Genomic DNA, 20,075 nt, shown 5'->3' with positions numbered 1-20,075 from the left:
ACAGGAGTTCGAGACATGAACATTGCAGTCAAATCGGTGGATGTAGCCAAGGAAACGGCTGAGCTTCTGGCGAAACTGGGTGTGGCCAAGGACGCGCTTGTCGGTGGCGACCTCATCGTGCGCAGCCCGGTCACGGGCGAAGAGATTGCCGCGCTGAAGACGATTTCGCCCGCCGATGCGGCCAAGATCATCGATGCCGCGCACAAGGCGTTCCAGTCCTGGCGGATGGTGCCGGGTCCCCGGCGCGGCGAACTGGTGCGGCTGCTCGGCGAGGAATTGCGTGCGCACAAGGCCGAGCTTGGCCGGCTGGTGTCGATCGAGGTCGGCAAGATCCCGTCCGAGGGCCTCGGTGAAGTGCAGGAGATGATCGACATCTGCGATTTCGCCGTCGGTCTGTCCCGGCAATTGTACGGTCTGACCATCGCCACCGAGCGTCCGGGCCACCGCATGATGGAAACCTGGCATCCGCTCGGCGTCGTCGGCGTCATTTCCGCCTTCAACTTCCCGGTCGCGGTGTGGTCGTGGAATGCGGCACTGGCGCTGGTCTGCGGTGACGCGGTGGTGTGGAAGCCGTCTGAGAAGACGCCGCTGACCGCACTTGCCTGCGAGGCGATTTTCAAGCGCGCGGTGAAGCGTTTCGGCACTGATGCACCGCAGGGCCTGGCGCCGGTACTGATCGGCGACCGCGCCGTCGGCGAAATCCTGGTCGACCATCCCAAGGTGCCGCTGGTTTCGGCCACCGGCTCGACGCGCATGGGCCGGGATGTCGGCCCGCGCCTGGCCAAGCGTTTTGCCCGCGCCGTGCTCGAACTCGGCGGCAACAATGCCGGCATCGTCTGCCCGACCGCCGATCTCGACATGGCGCTGCGCGCCATCGCCTTCGGCGCCATGGGCACGGCCGGCCAGCGCTGCACGACGCTGCGACGCCTGTTCGTGCATGACAGCGTCTATGACGCGCTGGTTCCGCGCCTGAAGAAGGCCTACGAGAGCGTTTCTGTCGGCAATCCGCTGGAGACCTCGTCGCTGGTCGGGCCGCTGATCGACAAGGCGGCGTTCGACGCCATGCAGAAGGCACTGAAGGAGGCCACCGCCCATGGCGGCAAGGTGACCGGCGGCACGCGGGTCGAGAACGGTCACCCCGATGCCTATTATGTGCATCCGGCGCTGGTCGAAATGCAAAGCCAAGTCTCGCCGGTGACCGAAGAGACCTTCGCGCCGATCCTTTATGTGATGAAATATTCGGATTTCGACGCCGTGCTCGACGAGCACAATGCGGTGGGTGCGGGCCTGTCGTCGTCGATCTTCACGCGTGACCTGCAGGAATCCGAGCGCTTCCTCGGTGTAGATGGTTCGGACTGCGGCATTGCCAATGTTAATATCGGCACGTCGGGGGCCGAGATCGGCGGTGCTTTCGGCGGCGAAAAGGAAACCGGCGGCGGTCGCGAGAGCGGCTCCGATGCGTGGAAGGCCTATATGCGGCGCGCCACCAACACGGTGAACTATTCCAAGGCGCTGCCGCTTGCCCAGGGCGTCTCGTTCGACATCGATTGAGGATCAGCCAATGAACGTCAGCACAAAGATTGATGAGACAGGCTTCGTGCCGGCATCGCGCATATCGGCGATCGGGGTTTCGCAGATACTGATGATCGGCGCCCGCGCCCAGGCGATGAAACGCGCCGGCGCGCCGATGATCATCCTCGGCGCGGGCGAGCCGGACTTCGACACGCCCGACAATGTGAAACAGGCAGCCTGCCGTGCCATCGAGCGCGGCGACACCAAATACACGGCGCTCGATGGCACACCCGAGCTCAAGCAGGCGATCCGGCAAAAATTCCAGAACGAGAATGGCCTCGATTATGCCGCCGACGAAATCACGGTGGCGACCGGCGCCAAGCAGATCCTGTTCAATGCGATGATGGCGACGTTGGATGCGGGCGACGAGGTCATCATTCCGATGCCGGCATGGACGTCCTATCTGGACATCGTCGCCATCGCCGGGGGAAAGTCAGTCTGCGTCCCGTGCAACGCTCAAGCGGGCTTCAAGCTGGCGGCCGCACAGTTGGACGCCGCGATCACGCCGAGGACGAAATGGCTGATCCTGAATTCACCGTCTAACCCGTCTGGTGCCGCCTACCACGAAGAAGACTATCGGCCACTGATCGAAGTCCTGCTGCGACACCCGCATGTTCGCCTGCTGGTCGACGACATGTACGAGCACATCGTCTACGACGATTTCCATTTCGTCACACCCGTAGCGCTGGAGCCGCGCCTGAAGGCGCGGACGCTCACCGTCAACGGCGTTTCCAAGGCCTACGCCATGACCGGATGGCGCATCGGCTACGCTGGCGGATCGCGTGAGCTGATCAATGCGATGGCGGTCGTGCAGAGCCAGTCCACGTCTTGCCCGTCGTCGGTCAGCCAGGCGGCGGCTGTAGAAGCGCTGTGTGGCCCGAAGGATTTTCTCAAGCCTCGAACGGAAAGCTTCCGCAAGCGCCGCGACCTCGTGGTCTCCGGGCTGAATGCCATCGACGGCCTCGACTGTCGCGTACCGGAGGGCGCCTTCTATACCTTTGCCGATTGCACCGGTCTGATCGGCAGGATGACGCCTGCCGGCAAACGGATCGAAACCGACAGTGATTTCTGCGACTATCTGCTCGAGGACGCTCATGTCGCGGTTGTTACCGGGTGCGGCTTTCGGCCTGTCGCCATTCTTCCGTATTTCCTACGCAACATCCGAAGCCGAACTGGGGGAAGCGATCCAGCGCATTTCCGCGGCTTGCGCCTGCCTTGGCGGACGAGCAGACCAATGCTGAACAATCCCCGTTCCCACGGCCTCTGGGAAGCGACCGCACCCCAGGCGCCGGCAACGACAGCACTTGACGGCGAGGTATCGGCCGACGTGGTTGTCGTCGGTGGCGGCTACACGGGGATGTCGTGCGCCCTTCATCTCGCCGAGGCGGGTCGCCGGGTGGTCTTGCTGGAAAGCCGTGAGGTCGGCTTTGGCGGCGCCGGCCGCAATGTCGGGCTGATCAATGCCGGCTTGTGGCTGATGCCGGACGATCTGATCACCGCGCTTGGCCCTGTCCATGGCGAACGGCTGCTGGGGTTGCTCGGCGATGGCCCGGCATTGGTGATGCAACTCATCGACAAGTATGGCATCGACTGCGAACTGGAAAGAAATGGCACGCTCCACTGCGCTGTCGGTCCTGCGGGGCTGAAGGAGATCAAGGAGCGCGAGGCGCAATGGCAAAGGCGCGGTGCGCCGGTGCAGGTCCTCGACGCGCAGGAAACAGAAAGGCGGTTGGGCACCGCGGCCTATGCGGGCGCGTTGCTCGATCAGCGTGCCGGCACTCTGCAGCCGCTCGCCTATGCGCGCGGCCTTGCTCAGGCCTGCATTCGCGCCGGGGTGATAATCCATACGTCCAGCCCGGTTATCGCGTCTGACAGCAAGAGTGACGGCTGGGTCGTCCGCACCACCGGAGGCGCGGTCGATGCCGAGTGGGTCGTGGTCGCCACCGATGCCTACGGCACCGGGCCTTGCCAAGTCACGCGCAACGAACAGGTGCATCTGCCCTATTTCAATCTGGCGACCCAACCGCTCGGCGCCGATCTGCTGCAAACCATTTTGCCCGGACGGGAAGGCGCTTGGGACACCAGGACGATCCTGTCTTCGATGCGATTGGACAGGACGGGGCGGCTGGTGTTCGGCAGTGTCGGTGCGCTGCGCAACACCGGCACGGCTATCCACAAGGCCTGGGCTCGGCGGGCGCTGGCTAAACTCTACCCGCAATTGCGCAACATCGCCTTCGACCATGAATGGCATGGACAAATCGGCATGACGACGGATGCGCTGCCGCGTTTCCACAAGTTCGGCAGGAAAGGTGTCGGCTTCTCCGGTTACAACGGACGTGGCATCTCGCCCGGCACTGTGTTCGGCCGTGAGCTTGCTTTGCTGATCCTCGGTGAGAAAAGCGAGGCGCAACTGCCGTTGCCGCGGTCGGACCTGGTCGAAATTCCCTTCATGCGCGCTCGCGAAGCCTGGTACGAAATGGGCGCCCAAATTGCGCATTTAGCCTCGGCACGTTTGTAGGCCTAATAGAATCAATAAAAGAAGGGAATGGTCATCGATTGCTACCTTACTGAGCCGATAACTATCAGGAACTAATCTGCGCCGTGACCGCTAGCTTCAGTGAAACCGAGGTCGTTGGCGAAGCTGGCAGAGCACCTGAGGCGTTATGTTCTCGAGTGTCGCCCCTTAACAACCCTCTTCCAATGTTTAGGGAAGGCAAGCGGCGGCTTCCCGTCGACGGTATCAGGAAAAACGAAGGCGCCCTGGTCCTCCGTCAATAGGTCATCCGTCATATCTAGAAGCTACAACCCAACCGGCCTCACCGAGGCTCCCTCCTTGCTGTCTTCGAGCCGAGGACAACCATTTTCCGCATCGACCTCGGTCGACTTCAGGCTCACTGCCCCGCTTCGCAGGCAGCACGTGAGATCTTTCTCAGATGGTACCCGGTTGCAAAGCAAAAAAGGCCTACCTTGGCGCTTGGCAGAGATGCGAGAGCTTAGGCGTGCCCGCAACCGAAGAAGCCTTGGACTGCGTTAGGCAACGCAGCGTGACTTGATTGAACGGCAGATGCCGCGTCAACAACTCGTCAGTGACTGCTCGTTTTCCCAACGCGCGCTGAAACCCATACCGCCAGGACAGCCTCGAGACACGTCCCAGCGCTCCTAGGAACATCCCACCGAAAGTTGGTCTTGCCTGCGTTTTCCCGCTTGACCAACTTGTCGCTAAAATTGCATTATGCAATAAATGTTATTGCAATGCGCATATGGAGGTCGCCTTGGGGGAATATGTTCTCGTCGAAACAGTTGGCTCGGTTCGGCGCTTGACCTTGAATCGCCCCGAGAAGCTGAATGCTTGGAATGGCCCTATGCGGGAGCAGTTGGTTTCTGAACTCAAGAATGCAGAAGCCGATCCCGATATTGGATCGATTGTGCTGACAGGCGCCGGTGATCGGGCGTTTGGTGCTGGTCAAGATTTGTCTGAAAGCAAAGGCTTTGATGCTGACCGTGCCGAAATCTGGATGGGCGAATGGAGGCAGCTCTACAGCCAGTTCAGGCTTGGCTCGAAGCCGATCGTCGCCGCCCTCAATGGCTTGGCTGCGGGCTCGGCATTTCAGGTGGCACTGCTGTGTGACCTGCGTGTAGCCCACGATGGGGTAAAAATGGGCCAGCCTGAGATCAACTCCGGCATCGCTACCGTCACCGGGAGCTGGATCATGCGAGAGATTATTGGCCTTGCTCGCGCGATCGACCTGACGCTGACGGGGCGCATGTTGGATGCTGAGGAAGCCTTCAACTTCGGTCTGATCTCACGCCTTGTCGCCCCGGATCGTGTTCAACAAGAGGCGCTGCAACTGGCAGAGCTTTTGGCGACAAAAGCGCCGGTGGCGATGCGCCTGAACCGGGCGCGGTTCGCGACAATGACCGAACCCGGATTTAATGATGCGATGACCCAGGGCGTTCTTGTCCAGCGTGAATCGTATGGCTCGGGAGAGCCGCAAGCCATGATGGAAAAGTTTCTCGCTCAACGCGCACAGCGCAAAGGCTGAGCCTGTCTGCGCGCCATCGCGGCCGAGTGCCAAAAAACGAGCGCCGAACCACGGCGCCTTTGCAAACAAAAGAGGAGAACCAAAATGACCATAAACAAATCGATTGTTCTTTCCCGTCGCAACCTACTACTGGCCGGCGCCGCACTCACAGCGGCTACATTCGCCGCGCCGGATATTCTGCTTGCACAGACTTCCCCGAGAAAGGGAGGCACCATGCGGTACGGGGTAAACGACGGTTCTGAAAGTGACACCTTGGACCCTGCCAACTGGGCAACCGTGATGGTTGGCGTGGCATTCAACGGAGCACTCTTCAACAACCTTGTTGAGATCCTGCCCGATGGCCAGCTTCGCGGTGATCTTGCGGAGAGCTGGGAAGCCGCAGACGGCGCCGCACGCTGGACGTTCGTCCTGCGCAAGGGTGTCAAGTTCCATGACGGTCGACCGCTCCGGTCAGAAGATGTACGCCAATCGTTTCTGCATCATATGGGGGAAGGCAGTACGTCTGGTGCGATTGCGATCGTCAGTCAGATCTCCGGGATCGATGTTGAAGGCGAAGATCGCGTCATCTTCAAGCTGAAGAGCGGCAACGCCGATTTCCCCGCATTGATGACCGACTTTCACCTCTCGATCTTCCCGGCACTTTCCGGTGGCGGAATCGACTGGAAAAGCGGCATCGGCACCGGCGCCTTCAAGATGGAAAGCTTCGAGCCAGGTATTGCAGTGCGCCTGATACGAAATCCGGATTACCACAAACCGGGCCTGCCGCATTTCGACGCTGTGGAGGTGATCCAGATTGCCGACAGCGCCGCACGCCTGAATGCGCTGCTAACCGGCGAAGTCGATGCGATCGAGGATGTGGATATCAGGAATGTCGCCCTCATCGAGCGCAATCCAACCTTGAAAGTGGTGCGAACACCCGGCGTCCGACACCTCACATTCGACATGAATTGCACCGTTGCGCCTTATAGCAATCCGGTTGTGCGGAAGGCGCTCAAACTGGCTATCGATCGAGATGATATTATCAACAAGGTGTTTCTGGGCGACGCCAAAAAGGGCAACGACAACCCGGTTGCTGAATCCATGGCATATTACGCTCAGACCCCGCCTGAGTACAAATACGATCCGGAAGCTGCTCGAGCCCTTTTGAAAAATGCCGGGCTAGAGAATGTGACTGTCGATCTGTCGGTTGCGGGTGTCGCTTTCCCAGGCGCGGTCGAAGCAGCGGTCCTGTTCAAAGAGCACGCTGCGAAGGCCGGGATTACCATCAATGTGATCCGGGAAGCAGATGACGGCTATTGGGACAATGTTTGGCTCAAAAAGCCCTTCAACGCGTGTGATTGGTCCGGTCGAGTGACGCTCGATCTGTTGTTTGCCACTTGTTACACCTCAGACGCTCCTTGGAACAACACGGGCTTTCACAATGCCCGGTTCGATGAGCTTCAGCACCTTGCCCGGCCTGAGCTCGATCAAGTCAAACGTCAGAAGCTCTACACGGAGATGCAACAACTGCTGCATGACGACGGTGGTGTAATCACTGTGGCCTTTGCAAGCTGGCGTTTGGCGATGTCGACAAACATTGGCCATGATAAACTCGGCGGCATTCTGCCGGCGGACAATCACCGTGCAACTGAACGCTGGTGGCGCGAGGACGCGTGACAATCGAAGTCCGCCGGCAGCGAAAGTCCCAGGCATTTCGATGACAAGACTTCACCCATCAAAGAGCCCCAGTACGAGAATGGATCTCGAGGTCTCGCCCGCGCTTTCAGATCGGCTGAGACGAGGCGACTGCGCAAGCAGTTCGCCCCGCCTCGAGACCGATGAAGTTGAACTAGGCTAATTCCCGAAGGCCAATCCAATGAAGCCTAACCTCCACCCAATTGTAACGATGGCCATCAATCGGGTCGGACTTGGCCTTCTCAGTCTGATTATCGTCTCTTTGGTGATTTTCTCGGCAGTTAGCATGCTGCCTGGCAGCTATGCCTCCGCCATCCTTGGTCAGAACGCCACCCCTCAGGCTGTTGCAGCTCTGGAAACGCAACTTGGTCTGGATCAACCGTGGCTTCTTCGGTACGCATTGTGGCTTTCGGCGGCCGCGATGGGGGACATGGGCAAGTCCTTCTCCGGTCGCGAGGTGATGGCAGTTATCGGACCACGCCTGCACAATACGTTCGTGCTTGCGTCAATCACTGCGGCCATCGCCGTGCCTGTGTCGATTGCTCTGGGCATCGTCTGCGCTCGTTTCCGCGGTAAACTGCTGGACCGAGTGATCTCCACGACGACGCTGGCCTCGATCTCTCTTCCTGAATTCTTTGTTGCTTACATCGTGATGGCGATTTTCGCAGTGAAGCTTCAACTGTTTCCATCGATGTCCGGTATTCGCAACGGCATGCACTTCAGCGAAGAGCTGTACCGCATGGTCCTGCCTATCCTGACGCTGCTTCTGGTGATCCTGGCGCACATGGTGCGCAACACGCGTGCCGCACTGCTCTCGGTGATGGCCAGTCCGTATGTGGAAATGGCTAGGCTTAAGGGCGAGCCTGAATCTAAAGTGGTTATGCGGCAGGCACTGCCGAACGCGATCGGTCCGATTGCAAGCGTTGTGGCGCTGAACCTGGCCTACCTGATCTCTGGTGTGGTGGTTATCGAAGTGGTGTTTGTCTATCCAGGTGTTGGTCAGGCGATGATCGATGCCGTGCGCAATCGTGACGTGCCAGTGATTCAGGCCGCTCATCTTTGCGTCAGCCTATATCGGCTTCAATCTGATCGCGGACGTCATATCCATCGTCACCAATCCGCGCCTTCTGCATCCGCGCTGAAAGCACCTAGATGGCAAATCTCACATATTCCGGAAATATGAGCTCGACCCGGCTTCGCCACGTCATCAGAACGCTGCACTCGGCGCCACCGACAGCAAAATTCGGATTGGCGATAATGGTCTTGTACGTGCTCGCGGCTGTCCTGGCCCCCTTCATCGCCCCGTATGGCGAAGCCGAGATCGTCTCGCGAATCCCATTTGAGCCTTGGAGCGGAAGCCATCTCCTCGGCACCGACCAGCTTGGACGAGACTTTCTTTCTCGATTGATCTTTGGCGCCCGCAATTCGATCGCCATCGCATTGATCACCACCATCATCTCGTTCGCTATTGGCTGCTTGCTTGGCGCATTCGCAGCCCTGGTGGGCGGGATCGTCGACCAGGCATTGTCGAGGGTGGTCGATGCCCTCTTGTCGATCCCTGACCTGATTTTCATTCTGATGATCCTGTCGCTCTTTGGCTCGTCGATCGCCAATTTGATATTGGTCATCGCCGTCCTTAACTCGACCCGTTTTTACCGCATTGCACGCGCCGCGGCGCTGAACGTGGCAAGCCTGGATTTTGTTGAGGCTGCCAGAGCAAGAGGCGAGAACCTTCTCTGGATCGCGATACACGAAGTCTTTCCCAACATATTGCCCCTCATGCTCTCAGAGCTTGGAATGCGGTTCTGCTTCATCTTCCTGAGCATTGCGGCTCTGTCCTTTTTGGGCGTGGGCATCCAGCCGCCCACGGCGGAGTGGGGATCGATGGTCCGGGACAATGCAGCGTTGATCAATATGGGCGACATCACGCCATTGATTCCCGCTGCGGCCATCGCGTTTCTTTCGGTGGCGGTTAATTTTGTCGTCGATTGGCTGCTCAATCGCGCAAGCGGTTTATCGGAAGAAGGCTGATCCATGTCGCCCGCAAGCACCACGCCAGCAGTCATTGAAGTCGAAGACCTCAGGATCGATGCCAAGGCGCACGACAGCTGGTCACCAATCGTCAATGGTGTCAGCTTTTCAATAAGACCAGGCGAGGTGCTTGGCCTTGTCGGTGAGTCCGGCGCCGGCAAATCAACGATCGGCCTCGCCGTATTGGGATATTTGCGCCCGGGTGCCCGCCGGTCGGGCGGGTCTGTCAGGCTCGATGGTCAGGATCTGTTCGCCGATCCCGAAGAGGATCGTCGGAAGTTGCGCGGCACACGAATTGCCTACGTTGCCCAGAGCGCGCAGGCAGCGTTCAATCCCGCGTATCGATTGATGGATCAGATCGTCATGGTTGCGGTCGACCGGGGCGGGCTTTCGCGCCAGGCCGCGGAACGACGCGCAGTTGATCTGTTTTATGCGCTTCAGCTGCCTGACCCCGAACAGTTTGGAAAGCGCTATCCACATCAAGTGTCTGGCGGTCAGCTGCAGCGTGCCATGATCGCCATGGCCATGATCTGCAATCCCGCCCTGATCATCTTCGATGAGCCGACAACTGCCCTCGACGTGACGACGCAAGTCGAAGTTCTGATCTCAATTCGCAAGGTGATCGAGGACTTCGGCGTGGCTGCAATCTACATCACCCACGACCTGGCCGTCGTCGCGCAGATCGCGCATCGCGTGGCCGTGCTCCGCAACGGTGTCGTCGTGGAGCAGGGTCCCATAGCCCAGATTATGGCTCAGCCTGAACACGAGTACACAAAGAGCCTCTGGGCTGTTCATGAGATGCCTGTGGCCAATGATCACCGGCGAGCTGGCAAGAGAGAGCCTTTGCTCGTCCTCAAGGACGTGTCTGCGCGTTACGGAGACTTCGAAGCACTGAAGGAAATCGAACTTGAGGTCGCACGAGCCGAGTCTGTCGCCGTGGTCGGAGAATCTGGCTCGGGGAAATCCACGCTTGGCCGGGTGATCGTGGGATTGATGGAGCCCTCAGGCGGAGGGCTGACCTATGGCGGTGCATCTCTCCCGGCTCGCGTATCGCGCCGGTCGCTGGATATGTTGAGACGGATCCAGATCATCCATCAGTCAGCTGATACCGCACTCAATCCGCGCCAGACGGTTCGCAAGATCGTAGGGCGTCCGCTCGCCCTCTATCATGGTTTGCGCGACTCCAGGCGCGAGGCACGGTTGATTGAACTCTTGCGCATGGTCGAACTGAGCGAGCATCATGCTGATCGTACGCCTTCACAGCTATCAGGTGGCCAAAAGCAACGTGTTGCGATCGCACGTGCATTGGCCGCCGAGCCCGAACTGATTGTCTGCGACGAGATTACGTCGGCCCTGGACAAGGTCGTGCAGGCCGACGTGCTGCGCACATTGATAGCGCTTCAAGCCAGGCTTGGCATCTCGTACCTGTTCATCACGCATGACATCGAGGTCGTTCGCGTTGTCGCCGATCGTGTGGTGGTGATGCAGCGTGGCCGAGTGGTCGAGCAAGGCCTCAAGGATGAAGTTTTCTCTCCTCCTCATGAGCCATACACCGAAACCCTTCTCGCCTCGGTCCCGGACATGGCGACGGGCTGGCTCGACCGGATCATCGCGGATCGGGCTCGTCCCGGTGAAGTCGTGTTCTTAGGAAGCAGGCCGGGAACCGGGTCCTTTAATCCCGGAGCAGGGGTGAGCAACATCCATACTGGCATCTAACTGGGTGGCATGCGCAGCTCGGTCGAACCGGCACAATCGGTTCGCGGCTGTGTCGTTCGCAGAGGCATAGGCCGCATCGCGACCCATGCCTCACTTACTCCAACAATCAAACTCGTTCGAATGCTAGGCAGCGACCAAATTGTATGCCTGCGCGGCTTCCAGGATCGAACGCGTCATGATCTCGACCACAACGTCAATCTGCTCCTTATTGATGATCAACGGAGGCGATATCACGCAGAGGTCATTCGCGGGCCGAACGATCAAGCCGTGCGAAAAGCAGCGCTCTTCCATCTTGCGCGTAAAGGCCTTGTCCGCTTCACTTGTTGCAGGCTGCGTCGGATCCACGAGGAACTGGACGCACCCGACCAATCCCACCGATCGAACATCTGCAACACCCGGCAACGCGGACAGCGTGCACAGAGATGCTGCGAAATAATCAGCCATCTCGCCAGCGTGTTGTATGATGCCATCACGCTCCATTAATTCGATGTTGGCCAATGCAGCAGCGCACGCAACGGGCTGGTTGCTATAGGTATAGCCGTTCGTGAACAGGCTTCCCTTGGCATTGTCGCCTGAAATCTGCGACATCACCCGGTCCGAAATGGCGAGCCCCCCTAGCGGCACGTAGCCTGAGGTCACCCCCTTGGCGAAGGTGATAATATCCGGAATGACGCCAAAGACCTTTTCAGACGCAAACCATTCGCCGCATCGGCCGAAACCTGTCACCACCTCGTCCGAGATGTAGAGGATGTCGAACCTTTCACACACAGCCTTGAAGCGCGCATGATAGCCCTTTGGTGGGATGATTACGCCGCCTGAGGCCAGGACCGGTTCCGCAAGGAATGCGGCGATCGTCTCTGGACCGAGCTTGGCGATCCGGTCTTCAAACTCAGTTACCAGGTCGTCGAGGAATTCTTCCTGACTGCGATTCCCGGCCGACCGTGGGTTCGGGCTGGAGAGGAAAGAGATACGGTCTTGCTCAATATCGAAATTGGGCCAGTTGCCGGCGCGCCCCGAGCAAGCTGCGGTCAACGAAGTTGAACCGTGATAGCCGTCGAACCGCACGATGATCCGCTTTTTGTGCGGCCGGCCAAGAACGTTGTTGTAGAACTCGGTGAAGCGCAGGGCTGTGTCAACAGCGGTGGAGCCGCCTGTGGTGAAGAAAATTCGGTTAAGATCGCCCGGTGTGAGGCTGGCTATTTTCTCGGCCAGCCGGGCGGCGGGGCTGGTCGCCATGTACCAGGGCGAAGCATAAGGGAGCGTCATCGCCTGGTTGTAGATGGCATCGGCGATCTCCTTGCGACCATAGCCGACCTGAGCGCACCACATGCCCGCCGGGCCATCGATGAGCCTGCGGCCGTCCTCGGTGTAAACATAAATGCCCTCTCCTCGAACCAAAACAGGTTGCGAGGTCTTTCCAAGGTTGGCCATATCTTGTGCGGGCACGAACATGTGCGCGCGCAAGGCTTCTCCAACGTTATCGTGCCGAACTTTTTCCATGGCGTTTCCCTTTCTCGATCTGACTTTTGATGCATCCCGGCTGAACGTCCATACTGGTCGGTGCTGACCATGGTTCTTGACGGGACTGCCCCGGCTTGTTGGCATGGACATCAAGGCTCCTTGTCCTTGGCCCTTGGCGCCTGATGACGCTCCCAGCGATTGGCCGGGTCGACAGGCAGCAGGTGCTTTTGGATCCGCTGACTTGGGGTGCGCGGAAACTCCGTCACTACCGCGATGTAACGGGGGTGTTGGTGAGGTGCGAGGTGGCCCGACATCCAGGCCCAGATACCGGCTGGATCTGGCCTGGTTCCGGGCCTCGGTTGAATGAAGAGCTGAATTTCAGATTCTCCGATCTCGGCCGGCACCCCTATCATCGCCGCATCCAAAACGTCGGGGTGGCGTACGGCGACGCTTTCGACCTCGTATGCCGAGACATTTTCACCTCGGCGACGAACCGAATCGTTCATTCGGCCATGGAAGTGGAGGTGTCCGCCGATACCCCATGAGCCCAGGTCTCCGGTGTGGAATCCGTCTTCTCGGATCGCCGCCGCCGTAGCCGCCGGGTTGCAATAGTAGCCCTCAGTTATCGCGCCGGGTAGCGACGTTGTTACGATGATTTCTCCGCGTCCGTCTCCAGGGCCGAGAAGGCGGCCGCTGTCATCTCTGAGATGGATGCTGAACCAGGGCGCGGCGCGACCCACCGACCCCACAACACCTTCGTCATTCCATGACGTAAGGCTCGAGCATTCGGTCATGCCGTAGCATTCTCGAATTTGAACGCCGAACCTGTCTTCGAAACGGCGCCACACTTCCGGGGCGCAGCCCCCACCCCAGGCAATGCGAACCGTATGCTCGCGATCCCAGACAGAGTCTGGTTGTTTCAGCAGGATCTGAATGATCCCGCCCAAATGGTGGATATGCGTACAGCCCCCTTCTGCGACCTGTTGCCAGAAGCGAGAGGCGCTAAACCGATCTGCGATCGTAAGGTGCACCTCGCGTATCATCGGCAGCATAAGGACCTGGGCGCCGCCGATATGATAGAATGGCTCCCACATGAAGAGGTTGTCGCCGGGCCTCAGGTCTGCGCTCAGCGCGACGGCTTCGGCAGCAAGCTCTAGCATCATGTGGCTGACCATGACGCCTTTGGCGGGACCGGTCGTGCCCGAGGTGAACATGATCGCGGCCAAATCATTCGCCTCAGGGAATTTGCCGTCGAACATTGGCCGTCCCACGGGCAAGCCGCGACTATGGATCACCTCGATCGGCGACGCGCAGCAGTCCACGACAGCGAGCTGCTGATCGAGCATAGGATCGCACAAAATTAGACCAGGTTGGGTCATGCGGATTACATGTGCCAAGGGCTCGCCCACCAACGTCGGGTTCACGGGAACCCATACCAGCCCGGCGCGCAGCAGGCCGTGGATGATGGCCAACGAGCCAAGGCTGTTGGCCATCATCACGATCACCCGATCGCCTTTCCTAAGGCCCCGGTCGTATAGTTGGACGGAAACGGCTTCAGCCGCCGCCGCCATCTGGTCAATAGTAATTTTGCCAGATGTCGTTTCGGCATAGAGTTTGTGCGGCGATTCATTTGCCAATTCTTGCAGCCGAGCTATCAATCCACGCAGTTTCATCTTGGACTAAACCTCGTTTTGGTCTGATCGGGCAGCCATGATCCGAATGCCAGGTGTGTTGGTCTTGCGATCGCCGCCACAAGACGAAGACGTCGCCAGGCAGTGAAGTCGAGGCTGAACACCGTTTGGTGGGTGGGGCTGGACGGCGGATCGCATCGTTCAATTCTTCCAACATGTCCTGGCACAGCGATTGATTGAAAACTGCATTGCAATAACTTATATTGCATTACACATATTGCAATTAGATTGCCGCTATGGTCAAGCGCGAAAAAATACGTTTTAAGTTCGTGAGCAGAAGGAGCTCGATTCCGACGATAGACGCCGTCGTCCTTGACCCAGCGGACACACTTAGGACGATGGTTCAGGCCGCCTGACTGCTTGAGCCGAAGGTTGGGTCTCACGAAAATTGCGGAGCGATCACGAAGCGGCTAATCGTTCCCAAAGGATCTGCCTCGCTGGCCAAGCCAGTCGCTTTCGAATTTTGCCTCGGCCGACCGGGGATGCGCACGCAAACGGGTGATTGATGCAGGACGAGACAAGTAGTGTGAAGCGCGAAGACCCGCTTATGGTCCAATCTGTTGCCAAGGCTTTCCGGGTGTTGACTGTTTTCGACAAAGGGCATGGCTCGCTCACATTGTCACAGATCTCCCAGATGACCGGCATGGATCTCAGTACAGCGCAGCGTTTCACACACACGCTCACTCAGTTGGGCTACCTCCGCAAAGACCCCGCAACGCGGCAGTTTGAGCTCTCGATCAAAACGCTGGATCTCGCTTATCACTACACGCGCGCGTCACGCCTGGTTGATAAAGCAATGCCGATATTGCTGCACCTTAGCAAGGAGACCGAGGAGGCAGTTAGCCTAACGGTCCTTGATGGAACAGAAGTTGTATTTTTGTCGCGCTATTTGAGCCGACGGATGCTGAATACAGATGTAATTGCAGGCTCGCGCCTGCCGGCATTTTGCACCTCTCCGGGCAGGGCGATCCTGTCCCGAATGCCTGATGACTCGGTTCGAGACATCATTTCGCGATCGGACCTCAAAGCCTACACCCCCTCCACTCCGATCGAGGTCGAAGATATTTTGGCGCGCATCGCTGAAGCAAGGCACAGCGGTTATGCTGCCGCCTTCGACGAAATCTACCTTGGAGACGCATCCGTCGCGGCCCCAATCATTGGCGCAAGTGGCGATGTCATCGCCGCCGTTAGTGTAGCTGTTCCGCTCGCAAGGATGGAGCGAACCCAGTTTTTAGAAACGTTCCCTCGCTTGGTGACCGCGGCAGCGCGGGGAATCTCTTTTTGATGCGATAGCCTCAGCGCCTGAAGGCGAGGGCAGCCGGAGCCGCAGAATGCCCGGGCTTCAGATACCGCTGCTCAGCTGCCGACTGATGCTCTCGCGTGTCGTGGAGGATGACCAGTCAATGAGCGAGGGTTGCCACGAACCTGGTTGTGAGAAACTCCGAGAGAGCTTCGTAGCCACCTTCGCTGCCGAAACCTGAATCCTTGATTCCATTGAATGGTAGTTCGGCATAGGCAAGGCCATAGTGGTTGATCGAGATCATGCCTGTCTCAATCTCCGTCGACAGTCTTTGGATAGTCGTCGACGAACGCGAGAAGGCATAGGCAGCAAGCCCGCAATTAAGCCGATTTGCCTCGTCGATTGCTTCATCGACTGTTCGAAAACGATTCAGGATCGCGACAGGGCCGAACGGCTCTTCGTTCATGATGCGGGCTTCGGCGGGCACTTCGGCGAGAACTGTCGGCTCATAGAAATATCCATGATTGCCAGAGCGGCGACCGCCGTGAACGAGTTTCGCTCCGCACTGAATTGCATCCTGCACCAGCGCATCCACCACATCAGGTCGGCGGCTATGGGCTAGCGGCCCCATCATCGACTGAGGGTCTATGCCTGCGCCCATCCGAACCGTGCTGGCGTAAGCGGTGAAACGCGTGAGAAAATCATCATAGACTGAAGACTCAACAAGAATCCGCGTTGGGGCTATGCACGACTGCCCAGCGTTATGGAACTTGTTGGATCCCAGGACCTCGACAGCGTTGTCGATATCCGCGTCCTTGAACACAAGGCAGGGCGCATGACCACCAAGTTCCATCGTGCATGACTTCATGTGCAGCCCGGCAAGCGCGGTCAAACGCTTCCCGATGGAAGTCGAGCCCGTGAAGGTCACGGCTCGGATCGACGGGTGCGGTATCAGATGCCCCGAGACTTCGGCGGGAATTCCGAAGACGAGGTTGAGAGCACCCGCCGGCACGCCAGCCTCGTCAAAGCAACGTACCAGTTCCGCGGTTGAGGCGGGTGTTTCCTCCGCTGCCTTGAGTACAATGGTACATCCAGCGGCCAACGCTGCGGCTATCTTTCGCGCGGCCTGGCCAACGGGATAGTTCCAGGGTGTAAAGCCCGCCACTGGGCCGATTGGCTCACGCGAAGCTACCGCTGTCGATCCAGGCACTCGAGGCGGAATAGTCCAGCCGAAAACCCTGCGGCCTTCATCAGCAAACCATTCAACGACATCGGCTGCATTCCGGACTTCCGATAGGGCCTCCTGAATTGATTTGCCCTGCTCGTTCGTGATGAGTGCAGCAATTTGCTCAGCCCTGCTCCTCATCAAGGCGGCCGCGCTTCGCATGATCTGGCATCGATCAAGCGCACTTACTTTTCTCCAGGCCGAGAACGTTCGAGATGCAGCCGAAGCTGCTTCCTCAAGATCCCGGACGGCTGCCAAAGCGACGGTTCCTATGATGTCGCCCGTGGCGGGGTCCAGAACTGGTGCACTGGCGCCGCTAGACCCGGCCCTCCAAACGCCATCGACGAAAAGCTGGATATCTCGCATAGCCTCTCCTAGTGCAATACAATAACTAAAATTGTATAGCAATATCGCTGACTGATGTCAACTGGGGTCGGCAGAGATCCGCGCACGCGATTGAAATGAGAGGTGGAATGGTCTGGTTGGTACTATTCGAGACACCGGAGGCGGTCTCGTCCAAAGCCGCAAAATGCAGAAAATCGCCCGATTGTCGCGCCGAAAGAACAGGTGTGTGCGCAGTGGTTGAGAAGTTGATAGACGGGTTCATCCCTCCTTGTTGTCCTTTGGTTCGCCAGACCATACGAGAACATACGAAGGATATGGTGTGGCGAACCATCCGCTAACTGTTTGATTTTGTTGATAAGACGACGTCCCTCCGGGCCCACCAATTCTTTTCGGGATAAAGAACTTCAGCCTGACTTGAGGTAACGATCCAGAACATCAAGGCGAGTCGACATTGCGTGAGGACGTTGCTCGAGGCCGGCGGTTTCGAGGCTCACCTAGGGGCCAGACAGTCGCCATTAATGTGCTACCTATTTCCCTTTAAAATCAAAAGCGTAACTTTTTGACGGACCATGTGAGTCGGCTTTCGGTGCCGCAAGCAAGAAAAAACCCAGCTAGATCAATGACCTAGCTGGGTTAAAAACAATCGAGTGGGAGTAGGGAACTGAGGTCGCAGCGTAGAAACGGCTGCTCTCACGATGTCCGTTTTTCGATGCACGTCAGATGATGTCGACCATTTCCTCCACTCCTTTCTGACCGTTTGGCTGATCTGACATGTCGTTGCTTCGGAAGTAAATCCCGTTCAGTCTCGCAGAGGGCTGCGGCGTACTATGGCGTGCAAATCGGCGGCCATGTCAGTCATTCAACGGCTGAGGTGTCGAAACACGGACGTTCGCTTGGCGGGAGAGCGGTTACCCGTGGGCCGATCGACTGGACCATAAAGCCCCGGTCATTCGGCTGCATTCTTCCGGAGTTTCTCGAAAACAAACAGCTTGCTTGAGCGCACGCCGTATTCGAGTGATCTCGCATTCGCCAGATGCGCCGCAATCGCGCTGGCCAGCATGCAGCCAGTCCCGCGCATCGACGCGGCAAGGCGGGGCATGTCGACGCGGATAGGTTCCTGATCGGAGCGCAACAGAATATCGGTTGATCGAGGTCCCGATGCATGGCCGCCCTTGATCAGCAGGGCCTGCGCTCCGGCGGCCAGCAATTCCTGGCCTTGCAACAGTGCGCCGTCCTCATCCACCGCCAGTTCCGAGCCAACCAGGAGCGCCAGCTCGATGAGATTGGGTGTGACAAGACGGCAAAGCGGCATCAGATTGCGCTTCATGACGGCGATGGCACCTGCTTCCAGCAGCGCCCGGCCTGAGGTCGAGGCGAGCACGGGGTCGAGGATTGCCGGCACCTGCGGATTTTCGCGCAGCACTGCGGCAACGGCATCGATGATCTCGGCCGTTGCCAGCATGCCGATCTTGATGGCCGCCACCTCGTTGGCCTGCAGCGCGGCGCGCATCTGATCGGCCACCAGACTGGGTTGCGAATGATGGATTTCCATGACGGCGTCGTGCGTCTGCACCGTTAGCGCGGTGACAGCTAGGCAGGTGCGCACGCCAATCGAAGAGATCGTCTCGATATCGCGCGCAATTCCGGCACCCCCGCTGGAGTCCGAGCCACCGACGACAAGCACATGCGGGTCTCGCCTCAGCGCCATCGGTCTGTCTTTTCGATCCATTCTCTCGTGCGCGCTTGGGGATCGGCATTCAATGTGATGTCGGTGACCACCGCCGCGCTGTCCGCACCGGCCGCAAAGGCGCCGTCGAGCCTGTCCGGGTTGAGGCCACCAATGGCGACCAGAGGAATCGGTGCTACCCGGCGCTTCCACTCGTTGATCCGTTCGACGCCTTGCGGGGCCCATTTCATCTTCTTCAGGATGGTCGGGTAGATGGGGCCGAGCGCGATGTAGTCGGGCTGGGCGGCCATCGCCGTTTCCAGTTCGATATGATCATGCGTGCTCAGTCCGAGCCTTAGGCCAGCTGCCCGAATCGCCAAGAGGTCGGCGGTTTGCAAATCCTCCTGGCCGAGATGGACGAAGTCGCAGCCTTCCTCGATTGCCAGGCGCCAATGGTCGTTGACTATGAGCTGGCAGTGGTGCTGGGCGCACAAGGCCTTTGCCTTGCGAATCTCTGCGCGCAACCCGGCCTCATCCAAGGTCTTGATGCGAAGCTGCACCAGCTTGACGCCAAGCGGCACCAGCCGTTCGATCCAGGCAGCGCTGTCGACGATCAGGTAGAAGGGATCGAGCTTCATGAAAAAACGGCCCTGCCAATTGTCGGCGTCGATGGCACGGCGACGTCGCGCGGTTCGAGCATTCCCGAGTTGAAAGCTTCATGGCCGGCCTCGACCGCCTTGCCGAACGCACGCGCCATGCCGACCGGATCGGCCGCCCTGGCGACCGCCGTGTTCAGCAGCACCGCGTCAAAGCCGAGTTCCATGACGGTGGCCGCATGCGACGGCCGTCCGAGCCCCGCATCCACAATCAGCGGGACGCCAGGGAAATGTCCGCGCATCGAGCGCAACGCCATGATGTTGACCGGCCCGAGGGCGGAACCGATCGGTGCGCACCATGGCATCAAGACTTTGCAGCCCGCCGCAAGCAGCCGCTCGGCGACAACAAGGTCGTCGGTGGTATAGGGGAAAACCGCAAAACCGTCCTCGCACAGGATGTGGGCGGCTTCGACCAAGCCGAACACGTCTGGTTGTAACGTGTCGTGGTTGCCGATCACTTCGAGCTTGATCCAGTTCGTACCGAAGACCTCACGCGCCATTTTTGCGGTCGTGACCGCTTCCTTGACGGAGTGACAGCCTGCAGTGTTGGGCAGGATTCTGAGATCCAGCGAGCGGATCAACGACCAGAATTTTTCGCCGGCCTTGCCGCCCGCCATCTCACGCCGCAACGAGACCGTCACTACCGACGTGCCCGACACTTTGACCACATCGGCAAGGATGGCCGGCGACGGATATTGAGCGGTGCCGAGAAGCAGGCGGGAGGCAAGCTTCGTTCCGAAAAGATCGAACAAGGT

At 58.9% G+C, this 20,075-nt stretch carries 14 protein-coding genes and 1 pseudogene; 9 read left to right on the top strand and 6 right to left on the bottom strand.

Features of this window, described 5'->3' with window-relative positions; all coding sequences use genetic code 11:
* The first annotated feature begins 15 nt into the window (after window positions 1-15).
* From DBIPINDM_RS09750 to DBIPINDM_RS09715, 8 genes and pseudogenes are all read left to right on the top strand, one after another.
* Window positions 16-1,551 carry an aldehyde dehydrogenase family protein gene (locus tag DBIPINDM_RS09750; RefSeq protein WP_258585526.1) on the top strand — a complete coding sequence of 512 codons (1,536 nt, stop codon included), beginning with the start codon at window positions 16-18 and terminating at the stop codon, window positions 1,549-1,551.
* Window positions 1,552-1,561: 10 nt separating this feature from the next.
* A pseudogene (locus DBIPINDM_RS09745) lies at window positions 1,562-2,813 on the top strand (pyridoxal phosphate-dependent aminotransferase).
* Window positions 2,807-4,090, top strand: coding sequence for an NAD(P)/FAD-dependent oxidoreductase (locus DBIPINDM_RS09740; protein ID WP_258585525.1), 1,284 nt, complete (start codon window positions 2,807-2,809; stop codon window positions 4,088-4,090). The pseudogene DBIPINDM_RS09745 and the gene DBIPINDM_RS09740 overlap by 7 nt, the downstream one beginning before the upstream one ends.
* A 754-nt stretch (window positions 4,091-4,844) precedes the next feature.
* Entirely contained in the window at window positions 4,845-5,615 is a 771-nt protein-coding gene (locus DBIPINDM_RS09735) for an enoyl-CoA hydratase/isomerase family protein (RefSeq protein WP_258585524.1), read from the top strand.
* Window positions 5,616-5,699: 84 nt separating this feature from the next.
* Entirely contained in the window at window positions 5,700-7,271 is a 1,572-nt protein-coding gene (locus DBIPINDM_RS09730) for an ABC transporter substrate-binding protein (protein ID WP_258585523.1), read from the top strand.
* A gap of 199 nt (window positions 7,272-7,470) precedes the next feature.
* Complete coding sequence (locus tag DBIPINDM_RS09725; protein ID WP_318036931.1) at window positions 7,471-8,472, top strand: ABC transporter permease; 1,002 nt, start codon at window positions 7,471-7,473, stop codon at window positions 8,470-8,472.
* Window positions 8,442-9,320: an ABC transporter permease gene (locus tag DBIPINDM_RS09720; protein WP_258585522.1), complete on the top strand. Its 879-nt coding sequence runs from the start codon at window positions 8,442-8,444 to the stop codon at window positions 9,318-9,320. Before DBIPINDM_RS09725 ends, DBIPINDM_RS09720 begins: the two co-directional genes overlap by 31 nt.
* A gap of 3 nt (window positions 9,321-9,323) precedes the next feature.
* On the top strand, window positions 9,324-11,036 hold the full coding sequence (locus tag DBIPINDM_RS09715; protein WP_258585521.1) for an ABC transporter ATP-binding protein: 1,713 nt from the start codon (window positions 9,324-9,326) through the stop codon (window positions 11,034-11,036).
* 123 nt (window positions 11,037-11,159) lie between these two features.
* Here DBIPINDM_RS09715 and DBIPINDM_RS09710 read toward each other — a convergent pair whose 3' ends face one another.
* Window positions 11,160-12,536, bottom strand: coding sequence for an aminotransferase (locus DBIPINDM_RS09710; protein WP_258585520.1), 1,377 nt, complete (start codon window positions 12,534-12,536; stop codon window positions 11,160-11,162).
* Window positions 12,537-12,646: 110 nt separating this feature from the next.
* Window positions 12,647-14,170: a class I adenylate-forming enzyme family protein gene (locus tag DBIPINDM_RS09705; RefSeq protein WP_258585519.1), complete on the bottom strand. Its 1,524-nt coding sequence runs from the start codon at window positions 14,168-14,170 to the stop codon at window positions 12,647-12,649.
* Between the two features lie 523 nt (window positions 14,171-14,693).
* Between DBIPINDM_RS09705 and DBIPINDM_RS09700 the strand changes: the two genes are divergently transcribed.
* A complete protein-coding gene (locus tag DBIPINDM_RS09700) occupies window positions 14,694-15,473 on the top strand; it encodes an IclR family transcriptional regulator (RefSeq protein ID WP_258585518.1) in 780 nt (259 codons plus the stop codon).
* Between the two features lie 115 nt (window positions 15,474-15,588).
* On the opposite strand, the gene DBIPINDM_RS09695 is transcribed toward DBIPINDM_RS09700, so the two are convergent.
* From DBIPINDM_RS09695 to DBIPINDM_RS09680, 4 genes are all read right to left on the bottom strand, one after another.
* A complete protein-coding gene (locus tag DBIPINDM_RS09695) occupies window positions 15,589-17,019 on the bottom strand; it encodes an NAD-dependent succinate-semialdehyde dehydrogenase (RefSeq protein WP_258585517.1) in 1,431 nt (476 codons plus the stop codon).
* A 925-nt stretch (window positions 17,020-17,944) separates the two neighbouring features.
* Window positions 17,945-18,706 carry a hydroxymethylpyrimidine/phosphomethylpyrimidine kinase gene (locus DBIPINDM_RS09690; protein WP_258585516.1) on the bottom strand — a complete coding sequence of 254 codons (762 nt, stop codon included), beginning with the start codon at window positions 18,704-18,706 and terminating at the stop codon, window positions 17,945-17,947.
* Window positions 18,697-19,302, bottom strand: a complete 606-nt coding sequence (locus tag DBIPINDM_RS09685) for a thiamine phosphate synthase (RefSeq protein ID WP_258585515.1) — start codon at window positions 19,300-19,302, stop codon at window positions 18,697-18,699. The genes DBIPINDM_RS09690 and DBIPINDM_RS09685 overlap by 10 nt, the downstream gene beginning before the upstream one ends.
* Window positions 19,299-20,072 carry a thiazole synthase gene (locus DBIPINDM_RS09680; RefSeq protein ID WP_258585514.1) on the bottom strand — a complete coding sequence of 258 codons (774 nt, stop codon included), beginning with the start codon at window positions 20,070-20,072 and terminating at the stop codon, window positions 19,299-19,301. Before DBIPINDM_RS09680 ends, DBIPINDM_RS09685 begins: the two co-directional genes overlap by 4 nt.
* Between the last annotated feature and the right edge of the window lie 3 nt (window positions 20,073-20,075).

The organism is Mesorhizobium sp. AR02 (genome assembly GCF_024746835.1).
GTDB lineage: Bacteria > Pseudomonadota > Alphaproteobacteria > Rhizobiales > Rhizobiaceae > Mesorhizobium.
The sequence above is the reverse complement of the archived record's forward strand: the minus strand, read 5'-3'. Positions and strand labels throughout refer to the sequence as shown.

Bases quoted from the DNA above. Each gene is read 5' to 3' on its own strand.
- DBIPINDM_RS09750 (WP_258585526.1), top strand. From the start codon at position 16: ATGAACATTGCAGTCAAATCGGTGGATGTAGCCAAGGAAACGGCTGAG.
- DBIPINDM_RS09740 (WP_258585525.1), top strand. From the start codon at position 2,807: ATGCTGAACAATCCCCGTTCCCACGGCCTCTGGGAAGCGACCGCACCC.
- DBIPINDM_RS09730 (WP_258585523.1), top strand. From the start codon at position 5,700: ATGACCATAAACAAATCGATTGTTCTTTCCCGTCGCAACCTACTACTG.
- DBIPINDM_RS09725 (WP_318036931.1), top strand. From the start codon at position 7,471: ATGAAGCCTAACCTCCACCCAATTGTAACGATGGCCATCAATCGGGTC.
- DBIPINDM_RS09720 (WP_258585522.1), top strand. From the start codon at position 8,442: ATGGCAAATCTCACATATTCCGGAAATATGAGCTCGACCCGGCTTCGC.
- DBIPINDM_RS09715 (WP_258585521.1), top strand. From the start codon at position 9,324: ATGTCGCCCGCAAGCACCACGCCAGCAGTCATTGAAGTCGAAGACCTC.
- DBIPINDM_RS09710 (WP_258585520.1), bottom strand. From the start codon at position 12,536: ATGGAAAAAGTTCGGCACGATAACGTTGGAGAAGCCTTGCGCGCGCAC.
- DBIPINDM_RS09705 (WP_258585519.1), bottom strand. From the start codon at position 14,170: ATGAAACTGCGTGGATTGATAGCTCGGCTGCAAGAATTGGCAAATGAA.
- DBIPINDM_RS09700 (WP_258585518.1), top strand. From the start codon at position 14,694: ATGCAGGACGAGACAAGTAGTGTGAAGCGCGAAGACCCGCTTATGGTC.
- DBIPINDM_RS09695 (WP_258585517.1), bottom strand. From the start codon at position 17,019: ATGCGAGATATCCAGCTTTTCGTCGATGGCGTTTGGAGGGCCGGGTCT.
- DBIPINDM_RS09690 (WP_258585516.1), bottom strand. From the start codon at position 18,706: ATGGCGCTGAGGCGAGACCCGCATGTGCTTGTCGTCGGTGGCTCGGAC.
- DBIPINDM_RS09685 (WP_258585515.1), bottom strand. From the start codon at position 19,302: ATGAAGCTCGATCCCTTCTACCTGATCGTCGACAGCGCTGCCTGGATC.